Raw genomic sequence first — 2,484 nt, 5'->3', positions numbered from 1 at the left:
TTAAAATTAAACGGATCGTTATCGACGAGCGATTCGGGTGCTACAAAAGCATTTGCTGAGTCGGGTGTGGCTGACTCTTCTACATCCGTTCGATCTCCCGCGAGGTCGCCGACAGATTTACCCAGATTGCTTGCTAAAGCGGCTCCACCAGCTAAGGCAGCTCCACCTGCGGCAATAGCAGCTCCACCACCATCTTGGAGGAAGTCGCCAACTCGATTCTCTTTCAGAGAGGCTTCGCCAACGAATATCCCTTCGCCAGCATTGGCATCATTGCCTGCGGGGAGCGGATCGGCGGCTTTAGCTTCGATCGGTTCTGGTGTCTGCTGGAAGTTTTCGGGTATTTCCAGACTCAGATCTGAAGATTCGGGAAGATCGCGATCGCCGAAGAAGTTGCCGATCCCGCCAGCCAAAGCTGCTCCGCCTGCTAGTGCGGCTCCACCTGCTGCGGTGGTGGCGGCACTACCATCTTGAATTAAGTCTCCAGCCTTGTCCTGAATGCCCTCTAGGGGGTCGTTGATGTCCAGATTGGGGATGAGATTGGATGACTTATCTTTCAACCCTTCTAGAGGATTGGAGAGGTCGATATTGGGAACTTCGAGTTGGGGCGGCTGGAGGTCGCCCGCTCTGGGTGCTTCATCCTGTGGCGATGCGTGGGTCGAGTCATAGATACCTTTGCCGAGTGCGGCGGCGGCTGCTGCACCACCTGCGAGCGCGGCACCACCTGCGAGGTTGAGATCGCTGGCTTTGTCTTTGACCGTATCGACGACACCATTAAAGTTGATATTTGGCGTGTTGGGCGGTACGTTTGGCGGTGGGGTTAATGTACCGGATAGATCGCCCGACCGCAGATCGCCCGATCTTAAGTCGCCCGAAGGACGGTAGCCCAAATTCGAGGACAAATCGCCAGATAAATCGCCAGATAAACCATCGCCTCTAGATGTTCTCGATGGTGGTGGTGGATAGAGTGGTTTGATGGCGGGGGTTGTTTCTGGTACCGCCGCTGTAGAGGTTGGCGTTTCGGTTGGTTTTTTACGACCTAACAGCCAGAGCAGTCCGCCACCTAAAGCAATTAACGGTAGAATCCACCACGGAAAGCCACCTTTATCCTCAGTTTTAGTAGTACTTGTAGTGGTGGTGCGAGTAGCCGTATCGGTATTTTCACTTCCGGTAGCCCCGCTGGTCGCAGTTGTACCCGTAGCACCAGTTGCACCAGTCGCACCCGTAGTAGTTTCAGTAGTAGTTTCAGTAGTTGTGGCACTAGTAGCTGGCGTCGTGCCTGTAGCTGCGGCGGCTGTCGATCCGGCACCGATTACTTCTTTAATGGCTAGTTGACCCGCAGGATCGCTGACATAGCCCAGAAATGCCTTGGCACCTTCGCTGACTTTCGCGCCTTTGTTGTTGTAAACGTAGGATAAAGGCTGAGAGAAGGGATATTTAGGATTATCTGGTTGGGTGCCATGGAGAGTAATGGCTCTAATTCCTTGAATATTTTTGATTTGGTCGGCAGGTGCGTAACCAATCCCGTCTTCGCCTAATTTATCGACAACTGCTTGAGTCGAATCTTCGGTTATTTTTTGAGCGTTACTACCAGTCTTAAGTTGACCTTTTTGGAAAACTGAATAGTTAGCAAATGCGCGCCGAGTATCGCTAGTCGCGGGTCTGTCGATTACTTTGATTTTCCCTTTAGCACCGTTGGCTCTAGGTAATTGCGACCAGTCGGTGACTTCGCCACGATAAATTTTTGCAAAATCTTTAATCGTTAGGTTGCCATTATATGGATTACTATCTTTGACAATAATGGCAATTTTGGAGCTACCGATCGATTTAGCAGCCACACCTTGCGCTTTTTCGGCAGCAGTCAGCGGACGACCGCTGCCTACAACATCTGCTTTACCAGCTACAAGTGCTTTGATGCCGCTATCGCTGCCCTGATACTGCGTCGGTACGATTACCTCGGTATTGGGGAACTGCTTTTGGAATCGCTCTTTGAGACCTTGATTGACAGCTTGCAGGCTACTAGAACCATCAATCTGCACTTTGGTTCCCGCTGTCACCGATGTGGGTAGGGGGAATTTATCGGCTGTTTGGGCATTAGTTTTGAGGGTAGTGCCACCAGCAGCTAATATTAGTGCTAGAGTTACGATTGAACTACTTTGCTGTTTCATTTGTAACAACTAGTTTTGTGGATATTGTAATCAACAATAGCTTAGATTCGTTGTCTGATTTGACGATCGAGTAAATGCTTGGTAAAGCAAATATCTAATCACCAACTGAAAATGAGCTATTGCGATCGCTCGAACATACTCTAAACTGACTAGTGAATCGATCTCAATCTCGATCTATCTAAGCTTGTTAGATACTTATTTTAAAATTGCCAGCAACTGGCGTGTTCAGATCCTAACCGATCTGTTCGTTTCGATCGATCTAAATGTTACATTTTCGTTAAGATACTATCGAATAATAAATCTTACTGTGCCTTTTATC

The 2,484-nt window shown here is 49.1% G+C and carries 1 protein-coding gene; it reads right to left on the bottom strand.

Features of this window, described 5'->3' with window-relative positions; all coding sequences use genetic code 11:
• Positions 1-2,165 (bottom strand): substrate-binding domain-containing protein (locus tag C7B77_RS28155; RefSeq protein ID WP_181244066.1); only part of this gene is annotated, 2,165 nt, incomplete at its 3' end.
• Positions 2,166-2,484 lie beyond the last annotated feature (319 nt).

It is taken from the genome of Chamaesiphon polymorphus CCALA 037 (genome assembly GCF_003003845.1).
GTDB lineage: Bacteria > Cyanobacteriota > Cyanobacteriia > Cyanobacteriales > Chamaesiphonaceae > Chamaesiphon > Chamaesiphon polymorphus.
This window is presented reverse-complemented; position numbering and strand designations above follow the sequence as displayed.